The 19,571-nt window shown below is 44.2% G+C and carries 14 protein-coding genes; 3 read left to right on the top strand and 11 right to left on the bottom strand.

What is annotated here, in order from left to right; translation table 11 throughout:
* Positions 1–166 precede the first annotated feature (166 nt).
* Positions 167–529, bottom strand: a complete 363-nt coding sequence (locus CRO25_RS34250; RefSeq protein ID WP_143806490.1) for a tyrosine-protein phosphatase — start codon at positions 527–529, stop codon at positions 167–169.
* A gap of 253 nt (positions 530–782) precedes the next feature.
* Between CRO25_RS34250 and CRO25_RS05325 the strand changes: the two genes are divergently transcribed.
* Positions 783–1,913 carry a DUF418 domain-containing protein gene (locus CRO25_RS05325; protein ID WP_256863583.1) on the top strand — a complete coding sequence of 377 codons (1,131 nt, stop codon included), beginning with the start codon at positions 783–785 and terminating at the stop codon, positions 1,911–1,913.
* 399 nt (positions 1,914–2,312) lie between these two features.
* Here CRO25_RS05325 and CRO25_RS05320 read toward each other — a convergent pair whose 3' ends face one another.
* The 7 genes from CRO25_RS05320 to CRO25_RS05290 all read right to left on the bottom strand — a co-directional run bounded on the left by CRO25_RS05320 (position 2,313) and on the right by CRO25_RS05290 (position 10,240).
* A complete protein-coding gene (locus CRO25_RS05320; protein WP_079693677.1) occupies positions 2,313–3,305 on the bottom strand; it encodes an LCP family protein in 993 nt (330 codons plus the stop codon).
* Positions 3,306–3,345: 40 nt separating this feature from the next.
* Positions 3,346–4,035: a hypothetical protein gene (locus CRO25_RS05315; RefSeq protein ID WP_079693678.1), complete on the bottom strand. Its 690-nt coding sequence runs from the start codon at positions 4,033–4,035 to the stop codon at positions 3,346–3,348.
* A 42-nt stretch (positions 4,036–4,077) separates the two neighbouring features.
* Positions 4,078–5,889, bottom strand: coding sequence for an acyltransferase family protein (locus CRO25_RS05310; protein ID WP_079693679.1), 1,812 nt, complete (start codon positions 5,887–5,889; stop codon positions 4,078–4,080).
* Positions 5,890–6,066: 177 nt separating this feature from the next.
* A complete protein-coding gene (locus CRO25_RS05305) occupies positions 6,067–7,206 on the bottom strand; it encodes a hypothetical protein (RefSeq protein WP_079693680.1) in 1,140 nt (379 codons plus the stop codon).
* Positions 7,199–8,662, bottom strand: coding sequence for a HAMP domain-containing sensor histidine kinase (locus CRO25_RS05300; RefSeq protein ID WP_079693681.1), 1,464 nt, complete (start codon positions 8,660–8,662; stop codon positions 7,199–7,201). Before CRO25_RS05300 ends, CRO25_RS05305 begins: the two co-directional genes overlap by 8 nt.
* Positions 8,663–8,664: 2 nt before the next feature.
* Positions 8,665–9,363 (bottom strand): response regulator transcription factor, encoded by a 699-nt coding sequence (locus tag CRO25_RS05295; protein ID WP_079693682.1) that lies wholly within the window; start codon positions 9,361–9,363, stop codon positions 8,665–8,667.
* A gap of 265 nt (positions 9,364–9,628) precedes the next feature.
* Positions 9,629–10,240: a sugar O-acetyltransferase gene (locus CRO25_RS05290; protein ID WP_218670765.1), complete on the bottom strand. Its 612-nt coding sequence runs from the start codon at positions 10,238–10,240 to the stop codon at positions 9,629–9,631.
* A 393-nt stretch (positions 10,241–10,633) separates the two neighbouring features.
* On the opposite strand from CRO25_RS05290, the gene CRO25_RS34245 reads away from it, so the two are divergent.
* Positions 10,634–10,837, top strand: coding sequence for a cation transporter dimerization domain-containing protein (locus CRO25_RS34245; RefSeq protein WP_372828748.1), 204 nt, complete (start codon positions 10,634–10,636; stop codon positions 10,835–10,837).
* 544 nt (positions 10,838–11,381) lie between these two features.
* Here the strand turns inward: CRO25_RS34245 and CRO25_RS05280 are convergent.
* From CRO25_RS05280 to CRO25_RS05270, 3 genes are read right to left on the bottom strand one after another with little or no spacing between them, the layout of a single operon-like run.
* Positions 11,382–15,824, bottom strand: a complete 4,443-nt coding sequence (locus CRO25_RS05280; protein WP_079693683.1) for a carbohydrate binding domain-containing protein — start codon at positions 15,822–15,824, stop codon at positions 11,382–11,384.
* A 40-nt stretch (positions 15,825–15,864) separates the two neighbouring features.
* The gene (locus tag CRO25_RS05275) at positions 15,865–16,743 is read right to left on the bottom strand and encodes a carbohydrate ABC transporter permease (protein WP_063563774.1); all 879 of its coding nucleotides are present in this window, start codon (positions 16,741–16,743) and stop codon (positions 15,865–15,867) included.
* Between the two features lie 15 nt (positions 16,744–16,758).
* Positions 16,759–17,724 carry a sugar ABC transporter permease gene (locus CRO25_RS05270; RefSeq protein ID WP_079693684.1) on the bottom strand — a complete coding sequence of 322 codons (966 nt, stop codon included), beginning with the start codon at positions 17,722–17,724 and terminating at the stop codon, positions 16,759–16,761.
* 130 nt (positions 17,725–17,854) lie between these two features.
* Between CRO25_RS05270 and CRO25_RS05265 the strand changes: the two genes are divergently transcribed.
* The gene (locus CRO25_RS05265; RefSeq protein ID WP_079693685.1) at positions 17,855–19,564 is read left to right on the top strand and encodes a sensor histidine kinase; all 1,710 of its coding nucleotides are present in this window, start codon (positions 17,855–17,857) and stop codon (positions 19,562–19,564) included.
* Positions 19,565–19,571: the final 7 nt, after the last annotated feature.

Below are 19,571 nucleotides of genomic sequence, written 5' to 3'. Positions count from 1 at the left end.
TTGATTATCAATATCATGATTCATGAGGTAAGTATATCATCATTAAGTGATATTGGGGGAGCAGGCAACGGACGTTATGCTTTTACAACCGAAAATGGCCACAACGGAAACTAAAAAAACTGACGCCGGTAGAGTACCGTTGCCAGTTTGCTGCCTAGGTTCTTTTTCAATATCTACAAAATGGGGAATTGGCCAGTACCAACGAGAGGACTCGAACCTCCACGGTCTCCCAAACAATTTTGAGTATTTCTCGGGTTAAGCCATTAAAAATATAGCCGTCGCAGAAATCGTCAAATGATTGGATATTACATCGAGTCAGTGCAACGACGATTCCCGTCCTATCCTTGCCTGCAGCACAATGTATAATCGTCTGACGAGGAAGCATGGCCGATAGAACCTCAATAGACCGGCAAGTTCGTGTCGCTATGAAGATGGAGAACAAAAGCCTACGTGCGGCTGCATCATTATGGACAGCAGCTGCAAGTTGCCAAAGTGCAAGGTCTATTTCCGTAGTCGGATTGTTGGGCACGCCACGTATACGGCAGTGATTTCGGAGGCACCCGCAATATGAGGAAGAAGCCTAGTATTACATTCCTGTTGCAGAGTAACAGGATATTCTTGTGACATTTTGTTTACATGTTGATCAAACTTTCGCGACAACTGCTCGATATAGTGGGAAAGTATGGATATACAAGGTCAAGCAATTATTGCACCTAAAAACAATTAAGGAGGAATTGGAATTGTCAGTTAGTTTGCAGTCGTCGGATGAATCCGACAATAAAATCGTGCCCGATCTCAAGGAAAAGCCAACACCTAAACATTCGCGTGGGGTAGGACGTCTTATCGCGCTTGATGCAGCGAGAGGTTTTGCTGTTATCGGAATGTTTTTGCAGCATTTTGCCTTAAATGAAAGGAATGCCTTCGTGTCTGGTAACACGACGCTGTTGTTTGTTCTCTGTGGCGGTATCTCCTACTCTATTATGGCTCAACGTGTGAAGGAGCGTGGAACGGATGCAACCGCTTTTCGGTCAAAAATGCTTGCTCGCGCAGTATTCATCGATCTGATCGGATATATGCTCATTCTCCTGAACACCCCTTATGGTATCATTCTTCCTGCCTACGCAGCCTTGTTCGTGCTGGCGTTAACACTGGTTTACCGTTCGACTCGCGTACTTGTGTACACCACACTTGCCTTGATGTTTTTGGCTCCACCATTCATGCTTATGGGAATGAGCATCATATCGGATTCATTTCTACTTCAAGATATTGCCGGTGGCCCGATGTCTGCTCTCGCACTTACCCCTGTTTTTGTTGCAGGAATGGCGATTGCGCGATTCAACCTCACCAACAAGCGAATAGCAATATCAATTGCGATCTGTGGTTTCATTATGCTCGTTATCGGTAAAGTACTGGGTGCTTACCTTCTTCCAGACCTAAGATTATCCTTTGAGTCGTGGCTCCTTAGTGTTCAAGGTTCAAACGCCAGCCCGCCTGACCCATATGCCATCTGGCCGCTAAATGCAGATCCGCCGCTCTGGCTAATGCTTCTACAAACAGCTCCGCATACCGCATCAACGTTCCAAACGCTTATCGGACTTGGTATAGCATTTCTGGTCGTAGGACTTATGTTTCTGGTACCGAAAAAAATGACCGTTCTCTTAACTCCTTTTGCAGCAGTAGGGCGCGTGGCCCTCACGATGTATGCTTTACAGTTTGTCGTGGTTTGGGTACTTACCCTCTTGGAAATTGATTACGGCCTAGGTGAAATCCCATTTGGTGACCTGCTCGTCATCGTGATAACAGTGGGAATCGGTTGGATTATTGCACGTTTACCCAATGGTCCACTGGAATCACTTATGCGACGTTTCGACCAGATATTCAGTTCCTCCGGCACAGCACCGACACCCAAATAAAAGTCCTAATGAATCTATCCTAAATTCTTCCGAAAAGTCCACCCTTGGGTGGGCTATTTATTATGTTCAAATAGCGTCAAACCCAGAACTACGACCGTACCTACCTTCGACCCTGTAGTCTTCAAGTCAACGTGCAAAAGAACCGGATTTATCCATAAATAACAAACGGACTAATGAGCTGTACTTGAGATGTATATCATGGAAATCTTTTTAGATCCCATTAAAAACGTCATAGGTCCCGTGATACAACGTACTCACTCAGGGAGAGTCCGCTCAGTGATACGCTTTTGGACGACATTGGAGTTTTCCTGGGGGCTTTAGCTTTTCTTTTTGAGCAATATGCAATAAACCCCACTCGAATTCAAATGGGGTTTATTACTTAATGGCGCGGTTGGGCTGTTATTGATGTGCTGAGCCCCCTTTTTCATCGGGATCTGGCTCATCGGCTTCAATAATATTCCGAACATACTCTTTTAGATCATCGCTGCTTGTTACGCTCAGTACCGCTGCTTTTCCAACATAGGTTTCCTTGAGCAACTTCATTGGCGGGATTTGTTCACTTGCCTCCACCTTGCACTTATATCCGACCGATGCCAATTGCCACATGTTGTTAACCGACAGATTTGTATCAATATACGGACTGATTTCTTCCAGTATGGACGGCAGCTTCATGATGGACGTTGTGCTTTTCATTTTTTCGACGATGGCATCGGTGAAATCACGCTGGCGCTTCGTTCGAGAATAATCGGACAGGGCATCATGACGAAAACGAACATACTGAAGTGCTGTCTTCCCGTCTAAATGCTGCTCTCCTTCTTTCAGGTTAATATCGTACTCATGCTTATCAGCGTTACTCTTATAGATCATGTCCTTCTCGACATGAAAATCAACTCCTCCTACAGCATCCACAAGTTTGATGAATCCCTGGAAGTCTGTGTACACGTAAAATTGGATCGGAATACCAAGCAACTCACTTACAGCACTCATGGCCGCCTTAGGTCCATGCGTAATCGCAGTGTTAATGCGGTTTTTTCCATAATCCGGGATATCGGTATAAGTGTCACGGAGAATAGAGAATACATGGATACGCTTATGCACAGGATCTAAGGAAATTACCATCATGCTATCAGATCTGGGAATCTCGCCTTTTTTGTTTCCGCGAGCATCTACTCCCATTAATAAAATATTGACTACCTCTGTGCCTAACCACTTCGGAGGTTCTACGACTTTCTCATCGTTTTCCATCCCCTCAAAAAAGGGGGAGTTTTCCGAAGTTTTACTTAAGCCTTCCAACCCTTTATAAATAGACAAGAAATAATAAAGCCCAAAAGCGACAAATGCAAACAGAATGATGAGTAGTATAGCTGCGATTTTTCTCTTTTTTAGCGACATGTGTTACTCCTTTTTTTCGTCTTCGTTTGTAAAATTCAACTTACTTTTCCTGCAAGCCCTGTATGAGAAGCGAAGCAAAAAATCTGCTGCCATCCGGCTTCAGGTGCACCCCGTCTTTGTAAAAATAATCTTCTTCCCCTTCGCTCGCTGCATACCAATCCAATACTTTTGCATTATCAAATTCACTAACAATATCCTTAATGTTCGAATTTACGGTATCTTGCCATCTTTTTGGAACTCGGGTTGTCATGACTAGAACCTGCTTTGTTTCCGCAAGGGATGCTAACAAACTGCGAAGTTGATCTTTTGAGAACGGACCGTTGGTTCCAAGTTCTATAATGATGTGGTCTCCCAATTTTCCTTGTGTTCTTAATTCTTCTATTACTGTTCTGGCCTGGGACATCTGTCTGCCGACCTTTCCTTCAACAGTTATTTTCGGGAGCATTTCCTTCAGGTAGGGCTCAACTCCAACAATCACAGAGTCTCCTATGACCGTAACTCCTTCCCCGCTGATTGACGCCGATTCCGAATGTTCAGCCTCTTTCGTATTCATGTCTTTCTTGGGTTGAGACTGAGTTAGGTTCGGGGCATTCTTGAATGATTCAAAGGATTTAGTATTCGTTTTCTCTTGTTCACCTTTGGAAGATGCCTGTGAGTGAAAGCCCAAATATCCCAGGGCGAAAATCAGGAGAGCAAGCCCCAACACCATATATATTTTTCTTTGTTTCATCTTTCATTTCATCCTTTCATTCATTTCTCTTGGTATGGTTATCTATGAGTTTTGTTTGAGCTGTTCAACCAGTAGAGAGGCATAATAGCGAGCTCCTTCCGGAGTTAGATGAACACCATCATGAGCAAATAACTCACTTCTGTTCTCACTGGCAGAATACCAATCAATAATTTTCACATTCTGATATTCATTTCCGACTTCTTTCAAAGCATCATTGACAGTATTCTGCCAACTTTTGGGGACCCTTGTGGTTACGAGATAAATCTGCTTGGTCTGTAAAGAATCCAGCAAAGATCGAAGTTTACTTTTGTTAAAGACTCCATTGCTTCCCAGTTCTATGATGATGTGGTCTCCTAATTGTCCTTTTGCTCGCAGTTCATCCACAACTTCTTGAGCACGCGACATCTGTCTACCAACCTTGCCGTCAACCACGATGCCGGGAAGCAACAATTTCACATATGAATCCACATCCAATGTAAGGGAATCACCAATAAGCGTGATGCCCTCCCCTTCATTGGGTGGATTGACGAATTCATCGTCATGGCTCGTTTGTTGATTGTCATCAATGAATTGCTGATTATGATTGTTGCTTGGCTGATCGTCATTTTGCACGATATTTTGAATGCTTACAGGTTGATCCAGCTCAGGTTTAACCTTGGTTGCATTGGTTATCCAGGATTGAGCGATGAAGAAGGCGATCAGCGTTACGCTCAACCCGATCATTGGTTTAAACCGATCATGACGCCAAATATCACGCCATTTCGTAAGGAAATGTCCCCTGCGAATCGGTTCTTCAATGAACTCGTACGATAAAATGGACAGCACTACAATGATGGTCAGACGCAGTAAGATCTGTGTAAATCCAAGCCCTTCACTACTCGCATCTGGTCGCATTAAGATTATGACGGGATAGTGCCAGATATAGAGGCTATAAGAATGCTTACCAAGCCAAGTCAGTGGTCGACATCCAAGGATTTTGCCCAGACGGCTGGCCGGATGTACCAACGTTGCAATAATTACCGCCGTGACCAAGGATAGATAGAGAAAACCGAACTGGTACAACGAATCATCATACTCATTCGTACGATGAATCAGTATGACTAACACGAGCAATCCTAATGCGCCGATCATATCAAGCGTTGTACGCGCTGCAGGTGAAATCTTCTCGTTCAGCTTCCAGCTCGACCATCCAACCGCCAAGGCGGCTCCAATCAGTATGGCGAAGGCCCTGGTGTCTGTCCCGTAATAAACTCTGCTGGGATCTTCTCCTGGCACATACTTTAAAGTCATGGCCATCGCCGATATGGAAGCCAATACCAAGATGCTCAACAGCAGCTTCCCACGCCGCGGTGCAAACCTTATGCCGATGAACAGTAAAATGGGCCAAGCGACGTAAAACTGTTCCTCGATGGAAAGTGACCAGAGATGTCCAAAAGGCGAAGCAGGACCAAAACTCTCAAAGTAGGAAACTTTATGAAATATGAGATACCAGTTATTCACGTAAAAAACAGAAGAGATAAAATCTCCTTTTAGTGACAGGATTCTATCAGGGTTCGTAGCCATTAACCACAACGCAACCAGAATGAGCATGCTTAACATAGCAGGCAATAGTCTGCGAAACCTTCTCATCCAAAAGTTCCAAATCGCTACGGTTTTATTCACTTTCCACTCCATTAGTAGCTGATCCGTGATCAGGTAGCCGGACAGGACAAAAAATACGCTTACTCCCAGTAATCCGCCTTGCGCCCATTTCAAATCAAAATGGTAAGCAATGACAGCCAGGACAGAAATGGCTCGTAAACCATCGATTCCAGGCATATAACGCTTCTTCGGTTGATCCAGTTTCCCACTCATTATGTTTCATTCCTTGTCTGTATATGGGCTATATCTCTTTAATTAATATAATCAGTGGATGTCGCCAAAGTTTGATCAAGATGTAAACAATTTGTCATAACAGATACATCCTTGTTGACAAAGAAAACCCTTAATACGGATAATGGTCCGTATTAAGGGTTTTTGAATGGAGTGATGCTATTCGAATTCGATAATGAATGAAGGGCCCTCTGTGGAATCATTTTGAATGGTTTTCAGATTCGCAAATATCTTGGGCCCTTGAAGAAATAAACTTGTATTTTCCGAATTCCATTTCATATTCATCGGTACAATACCATGGTAAACGGGCTCATTGTACAGCACATTTCTTCCTTGCATTTTGCCGACATAAACAACATCTTCATCTTGCAGCGAGTATGCAATAAATTTTTTGTCTGGAGAGAATTCAAATACAGTCACTCCTTCCAGAATAACGGAGAGCTCACCGTTTCGCAGATCGTATTCGTACAACGTGCTGTCACTTCCCAGAAAAGAAAACTGATCATTCCCGATCCAGGTCATCTGATTTTCTCCAATTTGGCGTTTGTACTTGGGCTCAAAGTGACCATCTATCAGTTTGCCAAGTACAATGGTTTTCTTGCCCGAATGATTGGAATCATACAGCGTAATTAATCCACTGCGGCCATCATTGGATACTTGAACGCCAAGAAGCGTTTCACCCTCTTTGAATTCATTTAGTGCGTAAGATTTGGTTACCCTAGATTTCGTGTCATAGATCCGCAGGCTGTTTTTTTCTCTTTCAGCGGCGTCCAAGATCAGATAACTTATATATTGGCTGTTGTCAGACCAGGACATGTCCTGCAAGTACTTCTGACCTTTCGAGTTGAATGTATCGATTTCCGTCTCTTTCCCATCCTTTATGGAAAGTAATTTCAAACTTGCAACGGTTCTCGTCATGCGAATATCAGCCACATGGTTACCGTCCGGCGAAAGCGCCATTCGGGTATTATTTATTTTGATCTCCGTCATGTTTTCACTTTGTTCATACGGATGGGCCAATCGTTTAAGCAAGAAACTTTCAGGCGAGCCTGCAGTCCTGAATGCACCAACAAGCGAGTCGGTTGAGGTCCAGCCCATCCAATACCCCGTATCAGCATTTTCATCTGACAAGCGATAGATATTTTTGACTTGAACCGGACTTGAGTCCTGAGGCGCTTGATCAATCTCTTCGTTGTCGTTTATAACAATGGTTTCGCTTTGTAATCCGGTGCTGCAGCCTGACATCAGAAGGAAAAACAGAACAATCATGATTAACCCCCGTCCACCACATTTAGTCATGACTGTTCCTCTCCTTTGCCGATTTTAAACGGTTAAATTCTACAGTAACTGTGGTATGGTTATCCTGGCTGACGATGGAAATTGAACCTTCCATTTCATCCACAATAGATTTAACGATACTTAACCCCAGCCCGATACTGCCCTCTTCTGAATCCTTGGGATGAGCCAGATAGAATGGTTCAAACAGCTTAGAGAGCTGTTCGGCATCGATTGGATCACTTGGATTGTAAATAATAAAACGGACTTTCCCGTCCACATGAAGACCTTTTACCACTATTTCCGAGAAGTCCAAACTATATTTGATTGCATTGTCCAGCAGATTAATGAAGAGTTGACGCATTCTGTCTTTCTGTGCCATCACATATAATTCGTTCTCAAGATTGAATGTAATTGTTTTTTTATAGCGCTGCGCACGAATAACCATCGAATCACAAACAGCCCGAAGTACAGATCCCGCTTCAACTTTTTCCAGTTCATACGCCTGACGCCGCGAAACCTCTAGGAGCTTCAATACCATCGTATGTAGACGCTTGCTCTCTTCGATGATGTGATTGGTGCCTTTTTCAAAAAACTTTGGGTCACGCTCTCCGTTGGCTTTGATTAACTCGGCATACCCTAAGATTGACGTTAAAGGGGTTTTGAGTTCATGAGTAATGTTGTCGAAGAAACGTTTTTCCTGCTCATGCAGTTCTATGAGTTGATCTCGATCCTTTCGGATGATGTTAATCTGCTGACTGATTTGATAAACCATATCATTGAAATTTTCGGCGAGCCGGCCAATTTCGTCCTTGCGTTTAAATCGGATGCGAATATCCAGATTCCCATTTTTCACCTCGGACGATGCTTGGGTAAGTTTACCAAGCGGAAGCGTGATATGTCTGGATAGAATGTATGAAAAGAGAAAGGCTGCTGCAAAAATCGCCAACGTAATGTAGAGCGTAATATCCAGAATTCGATTACTTTGTTGGAACATTAGAGTAAAATCTTTGGAAAATCGCAAAATGCCAACTTTGGACCCATCAATGACCACAGGATACGAAAACAATACAGATGTTTGGTTCTCACCGGAACGAATGGTAAATGCTGTCTTGCCGTCAATTGCTTCTTCCAAATCGTTTTTCTCCAGCAGAGTAAACGTTGACTTATCCGAAGCATATAGTAATTCGCCCTGCACAGTATATACGCCAACGCTGTTTCCGCTGGCATGCTTCAGGTTTTTTCCCAGTTCCTCGGCCATCTCTCCGAAATACAGTTCATTATTTGAAAAGTGATTAATCAGGAACGCTTGACGGACGTAAACGTTGCTGTTGTTTTTAAGCCCTACCAACTCGGTCGTAATCAAACTTTGATTGCTTGTTCGAATGAACTCCTTCACCGTTTGATTCAATATGACAAAAGAAAAGGAGAAAATTAATAGAAATCCGAGCAGAAATTTGAGGCTGATTTTACGTATCAAGCTTAATCACCTGTCTTCTTGAACTTGTATCCGATCCCAAATACAGTCACGATATATTCCATGGCTTCAAGTTTTTTACGAAGGCGCTGGATATGTGTATCGACTGTACGGGTATCCCCTGCAAAATGATATCCCCATACCACGTCAAGCAATTCGGAACGCGTAAAGGTTCTCCCTGGATTCCTGACCAGTATCATGAGCAGATCATATTCTTTAGGAGTTAAATCAACAGATTGATTGTTTTTTTTCACATCCCGTTCATTAGCATTTATTTTAACATCCTGAAAGTGAATTAATCCTTCATCTGAATCGTTTTTAACTCCGTAATTTGCTTGCTCAACGCGACGAAGAATGGTCCGGATCCGGGCTACTACCTCACGAAGATCAAAAGGTTTGGTAATGTAATCATCCGCTCCAAATTCAAGGCCAAGAACTTTATCAGTAATATCCGACTTTGCAGTAATCATGAAGATTGGTATATTAAACTCTGAGGTGACATTTTTACATATATCTAGCCCACTTTGATCAGGCAGCATCCAATCTAGAAGCAATAAATCAGGTTGAAACCAACGTATTTCACTCATTCCTGCTGCTCCATTTGTCGCAATTCGCGTTTGAAACCCTTCCAAGGATAGTCCATATGAGAGTAAGTCCGCAATGGGTGCGTCATCTTCAATGATCAAAATTTTTGCGTTATTCATTATAATCCCCGTCTCTCTGATTACTTATGTCTTTTACCTTCAAGACATCGAATCCTATGTTAACGATTTGCGTAGAAATAATCAATTCTGATTGATTATTGACTGTTTTAACTACCGTTAAATTAATGTCAGAACTTATAAGCTTTAGATAACAAGGATTTGGTTCTTTAAAACGAAAAAAGCCGCTATTTTAGCGACTTTGAAAGGAACAATGTTCTTGTCTCGCGAAAATCTTGAACTTTTATATGAAGATTGCTTCGCTATTTTATTCTACACTCTTCTTGTACTCCGCTAACATTATATCCCAGTATTCTTTATCTGAGTCTGTGATTGTTCTATGAACTCTACAGGGATTACCAAGAGCGATAACATTTTCAGGAATATTTTTGGTAACAACAGAACCAGAACCAACAATACTCCCCTTGCCAATTGTTACTCCTGGATTAATTACGACATCTCCCGCTATCCAAACATCATCCTCTATGACTACGGGTAAGGCATATTCTAATCCTGTATTCCTTACTTCTTTATCAATGGGATGAAGAGCAGTGTAAATGCTAACTCTTGGACCAATGAATACGTTATTTCCTATATCAATCGTATTAAGATCCAAGAAAATACAATTGAAATTACAGAAAAAATTGTTTCCTACATTAATATGGGACCCATGACTACAATAAAAGGGTGGCTTTACTGTATAATTCTCACCTATTCTACCAAATAGATCTTTAATTAAGTCCTTTCTTAGTGAACTTTCCTCTTCTGAGGTTTGATTAAATAATCTAGACAGATACCGCCCTTTATTTTTCATCTCTTGGATCTGATCGTCCGTTTTATATAATTTTCCCTCAAGTAACCTTTGATATTGTTTACTCACAATAAGCTCAACTCCTTGTTAAATTGTTATTTGAGTATTTCAAAACCCAAACTTCTTCCACTCTCAAACGAACTGTCTCTTTCTTCATTTCTTCGCTGTATTGATTAAAAGTTTGGCCTATCTTTGCTGCAATAATAAAAAATCTTGGCATGTCGGATTATCATACATTTTTACAATGAGTTTTTCATCTATGAATGAATAACCACTGATCTAGAAAGTTGCTTTGTAGAAGTATACATGTTTTTTCTTAACATAATAAATACCATACTGTTTTCACTTCGGTAGGAGTCGGATTTTAGTTTGCTACTGGTTACGATAAACGGGTGGCACATACTAGACCCTATTATCGGAATTATTCTGGCTTTCTACATCATGTGGGAAGCTTTTAAATTGATGAATCAAACTTTCCCGCCATTAATCGATGCTCGATTGTCTGAAACGGAAGAAGAAGGAATCTTAAGTATTATTCATTTGTTCGAGAAAGATTTCATTGAAATTCACGATTTTCGTACCCGGCAATCCGGTCCAGAAGAAAATATTGATTTTCACCTTGTAGTCCCATCTAACATGGATCTAAATGCTTCACATCGACTCTGATGAAATTGAGCAGTCCATTAAAAAAGTGTTTCATCATGCACAGGTTCTAATTCATGTGGAACGCGAGCATGAGCAAATAGCAAGCCAAACTCTAATACAATAGTAGTTATTCAGAAGAAAAAAGAATATGGAATGGCGAAAGAATAAAATTTCCTTTTCAAGTACCACTAAGTGTTAATGTGACCATCTTGCAAAGTGACTTATAAAACAAAATCCCTTCTATATTAACCCCTCAAATATATCTCCCCAAGAAAGGTTACACAGAGCCGTTCCAGAATTTCGTCAGGCGACAACCCGCGCACTTCTCTTTGAAACAAGTAAGCATCAGTCGTAAAAGCTCTAAAAACATATCTGCTCTGGACGAAGTGGCTCAATGTAACAGCCAGGGGTTAAATTTCCCTCCCATCCTTTGAAGGCCTTCTAAGAAATGTTTATACATTGGTTTACTGTCTTTAGCTCTGAATAATCTCCATTCAACACTCCTCCAGTCAAGTGGGCTACTTTGGGGAAAGCATCCAAGCATTACTCTATTTTAAGCATTGGGTTACATGGCTGGCCCCAGGTTGATCAGGGTGACATCAGACAATGTAATTGTCGTATCACTGTCTTCCGTCCCGGAAATGTTGCCCATGTCAAAAACAATTCGAGTATTCGCATAGCTTGGTTCGGTAGCTTCGAACTTGTAGGAATACTCTTGTTCCTCTGTGGACAGGTCCACTCGCTCTCCAAAAAAACCGTGCCAAGCATAGTTGGCGGGAACGTCGACCCAGCCGATGCCTAAGCCCAGTTTTCGCGCCTTATCCGCTTTGGCTTTGAAGGTAAGTTTGTAGGTATAACCTTGCTGAACGCCAAACCCTTCATTAATGACCTGTCGATCCCATGGATTGCTCCCTACTTGGCCGATTCGAGCTAGCAACTGTTGATTCGCAACACTAATTGCGAGATCTGCAGGATTGCCGTCTACATGTGTGAACCAGCCTTCGCTTCCTTTCGCAAAGTCGCCGTTCGGAATCAGATTGACAGACACCGGCTGTCCGCCCTGATCAGCACCTGGATTCACTTCAAATAAGGTCACGTTTTGGATCAACACGTCATGCGGTTTAGACAACGGATATCCCAATCCAAAGGCCAGCACGGCCTCTGAATCGGAAGTGCCTCCCATCGTAAATGTATACGCATACTGCTGCTTCTCCTCAGTCAGTTCCACCGTTTCTTCCATATACTTGGCGAATTCTCCGCCGCTCTGCGAGATCACGGCCTGCATTGATTTTGGATCGGATACGGAAGCCTCGAAGCTCAGCCGGTATGTCTTTCCGGCATTCAGCGCAAGTTGGCCTTGCTGCAATAACGCATCCCACCAATTTCCGGTTGTCACTGGCAAGGCAATGCGGATACCAGTTTGACCTTCATGCGAAGCCGTGAGGTCGGCAGGAGTCAGTTCCCAATAGGTTCGATCTGCTGCCAGCTCGCCATTCTTTAACTTATTCTGTGAAATGTCCAGCCAGTGTGTATTGTACTCATTGCCTTCAAAATTTACGTAATACTGGCTTCCCGCTTTCAGCGAAACCGGTGGTAAATACACGGTTTTGTAAGTTTGCCAGCCCCCCGTGTTTCCAAGAAGAAGATCGGCGCTTGCAATCGTCGTCCCTTGTTCATCCTTGACGCTGAAGCGAACCTTTGAATCACTCTTAGCGCTGGCTAACCGCGTGGAGAAAGTGTAAACTCCTTCGTTCGTCACATCGATCTTGTATTGCAGCAAGTCTCCTTCATCCATGTAGCTGACATGTTTGCCACCTTCATCGGAGTTTTCTATTTGTAACCCTTGCATCATCCAGGCATCTACTGCAGGAATGTGCGTGTACCCATGAATCGTTACAGGTTTACCACGTTTCGTAAGGCGAACATTGTCTACATAGACCTTGCCCGTGGAACTGCCGAATAATAGACGAAGTTCGGACATTGCTGTAGCTGTACCCTCTCCGATCACAATCTCACCGGTGTAGTTCTTCATCTCTTGCCCAAGCCGGATCTGCTGTCCTTGATGAACCTGTACGGCATGACCATCGCTGCTGGTCATGTCGATGTCCATTGTGCGAGGCACATCGGACTTGGCGTCGAACGAGAAACCATAGGTCGTGCCTGCTTCCAGTTCCATGTCCGGCTGAACCACAACTACTTGATCAGGCCGGCCATTGGTTTGCGCAACATCAACCACGAGTTGTCTTTCCATGATCGGGAATTTCAAGAAGTTGTTTACGGAGACCTGGGCTTCCGCACCCGACAGGATCTGAGTGGACCAGAATCCCAAACGGTTTTTGCCTTGATCAAACGTGCCGTTGAAGACGTAATTGCCATCCGGTAGCGCTTTTCGTTCTATCGGCAGTGGATCTGCTTCGCCAATTTCGATCAGTCTGACATTGGACACAGTCACGGAAGCGTCACTCAGTCCCAAATTGAATTCGAATCTGGCATTGTTATCCGTTCCATCCCGCATATTGAAGGTGTATTCGTACGGGTTCCAATCCGTAGTTAAGGAGAAAGATTTTTCACCGGAATAGTTCGTCCAGCTTTTTTCAAACTGAGTCACTTTGGATCGTATTACCCGGTTTGCAGATGCCTTGGCATCAAACTGCACCTTATATTTTTTATTTTTCTTCACGTAGATCGGCATTTGCGTTAGTTGCACGGAATAATTTTCGGTTCCTGCCTGCGTGATCGTAACTTTCGCAGCTTTACCTTTCTGTTCATCCTCAACGACCTCTACCTTACCAGCCCCGCTGGCATTCGTGATGAATTTCCATTGGCTCGGCACACCATCAGCACCCAAACCTTCGGCAAAGCGTTCATTATAGATCTGGTTGCCATCCGCTTGAGGTTCGCGTTGTCGTTCAGGCTCGATCGGATTCGATGTTACGTCCGGCCATTCGTTCAGGTTTTTGTACGAATACACCCGGACGAAATCCACATTCATCTTTTCTGAGACAAACTCGCTTTCTGGTGATCCCGGCCAGTCTCCGCCTACCGCCAAGTTCAGGATCAGATAGAACGGACGATCGAACGGTGCTGGGAAGGTGTAACTCTCCGGCTGGCCCGCAGCTGTCGTCTGCCAGTTATTCACCTGATGATGCAGTTTCCCGTCAACGTAGAAGCGAGTCAAACCTGGTAGCCACTCTACCTGAAAATCATGATATTCGTCTGCAAAGGACTTGCCTTCGGGCAATGTAAACTTCCCTTGATCATGACCGTGTGAACCGTCAGCCTTCACGGCATCATAGTGGAGTGTGCTGTATACTTCGTGTTCGGCCTCTTTGCCGCCGATCAACTCCATGATGTCGATCTCTCCGGATGACGGCCATCCTCCGTAATGGGCTTCCTCCGTAGGCATCATCCAGATTGCGGGCCACATGCCTTTCTGTACAGGAAGTTTGGCGCGCACAACCACTTTGCCATATGTCCAGTCGCCTTTCCCCATCGTCATCAATTTGCCCGAGGTATACTCTTTGCCGCTCTTCGACTCCCGTTTTGCCTCGATTTGCAACACGTTTCGTTCGCCATCCTTGACGACGCGTGTATTGTTCGGGCTGTAATACTGCAATTCGTTGTTGTAGACGAGCCCGGTATCCTCAACGATCCATTTGGAAGCATCCACGGAAGACCCGCTGAATTCGTCGTTCCAAACCAGTTCCCATTGTTCATTCGGAATTGTCGTTGCAGGAATCGGCTTTTCACCTGCTGGATTTCCGGGAACGGATGGCGTCTGTCCGCCCGGTATCGACGATATCGGATCATTCGACCCATTGACGGGCGTTGATGGTTTGGATGGCACAGTCTGCTCAATTTCAGGCGTCATCATCGTGTGCTGCCCTGGAGTGATTTTTTTTCCGTTAACGAGTACGTCCGTTGCATCCGCCTTCAGCAGCTTGATCTTGCCTTTTGTATTAATGCGGGTGTGCCGAGCTTTGTCCAAAATCGTAAGCGCATCGACGATGGTGTCGGAAGAAAGTTCAACCGTTGCTTTACGCAAGACAAGCATCTCTTCAACTTGACTGCCTCCTGCAATCTCCAGGTGTACTGGAACGGAAGCATTGTCGACCACGACGCGCTTCAGTTTGGAGTTGCGGATATAAATAGAGTGGCTTCCGCCGCCTTTCACGATTACGCTTCCGGTGACGGTCACACCATCCAGCGCCACGGTACCATCACCAATGACTTCAGTTAGTAACAAGTTACCGTTTACGGTTGTGTTCTTTAACGTCGCGTCGGCAGACCGAACGATTAAATTACCCTCGACCTTGGATTCATACGTACCCGGAGCGCTTATAACATCCCCAATCATAGAGGACAATAACATTGCTGCTTCTGCTCGCGTAATGTTCGACTGCGGAGTAAGTTTACCACTGTATCCGTTTACAATTTTCTCGCTGATAAAATAACTGAGTGCTTTTCTGGCATACCCTGCTACATCTGTCTCATCTTTAAAACTTGACACTACTCGTTCATCTTCCTTGCCTGTCGATAGCTGAAACGCACGATCCGCCATGACAGCAGCGTCTTGCCGGGTGATCGGTCGTTGCGGTGACAGGTGCGCTGCATCCGTTCCCTGGATGATTCCCGAACCATTTGCCCGCATTAATGCATCATAGTACCAGTCCTCTTCATAAACGTCCGAAAAAGATGCTGATCGTGGACCGCCTGCAAATCCGAATACTCGGTCCAGCATCACCACAAACTCGGCCCGGCTGATGATTTCATTAGGCTTAAATGTGCCGTCCGCATAACCACTGGTCAAAGCAAGATCTTGCATGCGCGCCACGGCAGTTTCTACCCAGTGTCCCGTCAGATCCTTATAAGCGGCGGAATGCAGGCTGTTCGCCTGCACATGTTTCGCCTCCGCTTGCTGCTGTGCGCTTTCTGCCCCGACAATTGCCGGATAAATCAGTGAAACCATCATGCTTCCTGCTACGAGACATGCCAATCCCTTTTTCAATCGTATTCCCCCTTCATCGTATTGTCATTGCCAGTCAGTGCTATTCTTTCACTGCCCCAATGACGATTCCTTTCACGAAAAAGCGTTGCAAAAATGGATAGACCAGCAAAATAGGCAATGCGCCGATAAAGATCTGTGCCGCGCGAACCGTACGCTGGGAGACGTTCTCCAGCATGGACGGGTCCACATTGATTTTACTGAGGTCTTGTTGCACGATAATCGTCTGAAGCAGCGAAGCTAGTGGATAATTTTTAACATCCGACATATAGATCATGCCGTCGAACCAGGAGTTCCATTGATACACCATGGTGAACAAGGACAGTGTGGCGATTGCCGGAAGGGACAGCGGGATGTAGACCAACACCAGAGTTTTGATATGACCCGCGCCATCCAGATAGGCCGCCTCCTCCAATTCTTTTGGCAACCCCCGAAAGAAGTTCATCATGAGTATGACATTCCACACGGACAATGCTCCCGGCAGAATAAGCGCCCAGATCGTATCCATCAAACCTAGTTTCTGGATCAGAATATAACTCGGTATAAGACCGCCGCTGAATAAAATCGTGAAAACAAAGAACCACGTGTACATCGAACGACCCTTAAAACTAATATCTTCCTTTGATAACGGAAAGGCCGTAATCAGCATAATGACCATCCCGATAATGGTAGCAATTACAGTACGTTTGACCGAGACCATCAAGGAGTTGATAAAGTTCGAATTGCCAAACGTCTTCACATAGGCATCAGTCGTAAACCCGATGGGCCAGAAGCTGACCAGATTCGAAGAGGCCGGTGCCATGCTGCTGAACGAAACAGCCAAAATATGAATGATAGGTAATATGCAGAGCAGCGATAACACTCCGAGAAAAATATAATTGGCAACACTGAATATTCGATACCCTTTTGTTTTGTAATACAAGCCCTTTTCTCCTCTCTAGAACACTCGGTAGTTAGCCAGTTTATAAGCGAGTCGGTATGAGATAATAATCAAAATGGTTGCAACCACTGATTTGAACAACCCTACCGCTGTGGCAAAACTCATCTTGCCGTTCAGGATACCGAGTCGATATACGAAGGTATCGATAATGTCTCCTTTGTCATAAACAAGTGGATTGTACAGGTTGAACACCTGATCGAATCCCGCATTCAGAATGTTTCCGATGGAGAGTGTCATAAGTACTATGGTGATCGGCATCAGCGCAGGAATGGTAATATGCAGAGTCTGCTTGAACCGGTTGGCTCCATCCACTTCTGCTGCTTCATACAGTGAGGGATTGATTCCTGCGAGAGAGGCCAAAAACACGATTGTTCCAAAGCCGAATTCTTTCCAAATATCACTAATTATAAGTGTTATGCGAAACCATGTCCCATCCCCCAGGAAAAATATCGGGTCCCCTCCCAGGGCAACAATAAGCCTGTTCACCATGCCTCCTTGCGGAGAAAGGATATCAAGCAAAATCCCGCCCAAGATAACCCAAGAGAGGAAGTGAGGCAGATAAACGAGTGTTTGGCTTACTCTTTTAAAAGCGACCAAACGGACTTCGTTTAACAAGATTGCGAAAAGAAATGGTGCGACCAATCCTGCGACAATTTTGAAAAAAGCAATGATTAAGGTGTTCCAGATTACTTGGCCGACATCGGGATATAAAAACAAATATTTAAAATTGTCCCAACCCACCCATTTGGATTCTGAAAATCCAAGGTAGGGTTTGAAATCCTGGAAAGCGATAACAATCCCGCCCATTGGTATGTACTGAAATACTACGGCCAGCAAAACCGCCGGAACGAGCATCATATGCAAGGACCAGTTTCGTTGTATATTCCAGCGCTGTTTTACCTTGATGGCCCCCCGCTTGCTCGGCGTTTCTATCGTATGTTCCTTCACCCCAACATCCCCCATGTTCTAAAAATTTATATTTTACAAGTCCCAGGAACTTGTATATTAAAATTATAGCAACGGTCATTAGCAATCTATATCCTAATATTGCAACAACGATAACAATATTTTAATGAGTTGAGGAGGTTGAACTTTGCTCACCCGCTTGAATGTCTTTACCAAAATTACGCTGCTGTTTGTGATACTGCTTATTCTGGTTCTGTTTCTCTACACATACTCCAACAGAGAAAGCGTGCGTGTTATCAAACACGAGATTCAGAACAACACCATGAATCACTTGTCAACCTTTGCCGATTCTGTAGAATCCAATATATACCAACTATCCCTCTACGGAATGTCTATCGGACAGGATTCCAGCATTCAGGAGTACCAGCGCCCGGATTACAAGGATGTCCCCTATGAACGTGTCAAAGTCGGAAGTGCCATTTTGGAAAAAATGAATCTCTACAACGCGGCCAGCAAATGGCATTCGACTATCACGTTGTATTTTCCGCGTCTGCATAAAGTGATTTCAACGGACTATTATGCATTCATCCCGTACAGGGAAGATGAATTTACAGAACCGCTCTCGAAGTCATGGACGTATACCCATAATCAGTTTGAGTGGTATACTACGGAGCCAACTACAGCGATTGGCAAGCCGGGCAAGGCCAGATTAATTACCAAAATCAGCTTCCCTGTGCGTCACTTAACTGCCATGCTGGATCAGAACAAATTAAACAACAAAGGTGATCCCTTCATGTTTCATCCTGAGTTCGGCTTAATCACCAACAGCAGCGGAAAGGACACCCTGAATGCTGTTCAGTTCAAGCTGCAAGAGGCGAATTTACAGGCAAAAGGAGGATTCACCACCAAGATGAATCAAACGGAATACTATGTCTCGTATATTCAATCCGACAGTCTGAGATGGTACTATGTAGACTATGTTCCTATGCAGCAGATCCTAAGACCGATTACGAGCAGCCGTAACCTTTTTTACGCATCAATTGCTGTTCTGATCGCCATGAGCGTTGTTGTGTTGTATGTGCTGTATCGGAGTGTGCAACTCCCACTTCTTCAATTGGTGAAAGGAACGAATCGATTGTCGACCGGAGACTTTTCCGTTCGCCTGCATCATTCCTCACGCAATGAATTCAGCCTGTTGTTTGCACGATTCAACATCATGGCACAACGAATCCAGGAGTTGATTGAGAATGTGTACGAAGAAAAACTGAGGAGTCGCGAAGCCACGCTGAAACAGCTTCAATCTCAGATTAACCCGCATTTTCTCTACAATTGCCTCTTCTACATCAAGAACATGGCCAGGATGAAAAATGAAAAAGCAGTCGTAGCCATGGCTCTGAATCTGGGCGAGTATTATCGATACATAACAAGGTCTGAGAATGATCAGGCAACGATCAAGGAAGAACTGACGATGGTCAAAAACTATCTGGAGATCCAGTCGCTAAGGTTGGAACGAATGCATTTTACAATCGACGTGCCCCATGATATTTTAGATAGGACCGTGCCCAGGTTGACGCTCCAGCCCATTATTGAGAACGCTATCATTCACGGGATTGAGCCCCGAATAGAAGACGGCGAGATCAGCATTCATGCAATTTACAAGAACGATATGTATACGATAACGGTCGAAGACAGTGGTCTTGGTATGACCGATGACCAACTCGATCAATTGAGGAGCAACCTTCACAAACCGCTCGACGGAAACATGGGTTGTGGTACCTGGAATGTCCATCAACGTTTGTATTTTCTGTATGGTGAAGGAGCAGGTCTGAATTATGAGCATTCGACCATGGGCGGAGTGAAAGTCAGCATCACATGGCACGACAATACCAACGAGTAGGTGACAC

Source organism: Paenibacillus sp. RU5M, from assembly GCF_900221055.1.
GTDB lineage: Bacteria > Bacillota > Bacilli > Paenibacillales > Paenibacillaceae > Paenibacillus > Paenibacillus marchantiae.
Note: the sequence above shows the minus strand (reverse complement) of the source record. Positions and strands in the feature narration are given on the sequence as shown.